We start from the raw sequence: 267 nt of genomic DNA, 5'->3' as shown, positions 1-267 counted from the left end.
CCCGGTGAAGAGAGCCAGGGGGCGATGGTGAGCACAGCCGCCCGACAATATGAGCACCACGAAGCAGCCACGTTCACCCCGTACAGGGTCTGGGAGACCGCCGGGATTACGGAGCATATGGGCGGGATCGGCGCCACCGAGCGCTTGCTGGAGCGGTGCCGGGTGGCGCATGGCCAGCGCGTGCTCGATCTCGGCTGTGGCATAGGGCACACTGCTGTGCTGCTGGCACGGCGCTATCAGGCCCGGGTGACCGCGCTCGATATCAAC

General features: G+C 67.0%; 1 protein-coding gene. It reads left to right on the top strand.

Annotated features, from left to right (window positions below; genetic code table 11):
* Positions 1-24: 24 nt before the first annotated feature.
* The coding region (locus tag SAZ04_RS22240) for an SAM-dependent methyltransferase (protein WP_332699803.1) at positions 25-267 on the top strand (243 nt) is incomplete at its 3' end.

It is taken from the genome of Halalkalibacter lacteus (genome assembly GCF_036663595.1).
Lineage (GTDB): Bacteria > Bacillota > Bacilli > Bacillales > Bacillaceae_D > Halalkalibacter > Halalkalibacter lacteus.
This window is presented reverse-complemented; position numbering and strand designations above follow the sequence as displayed.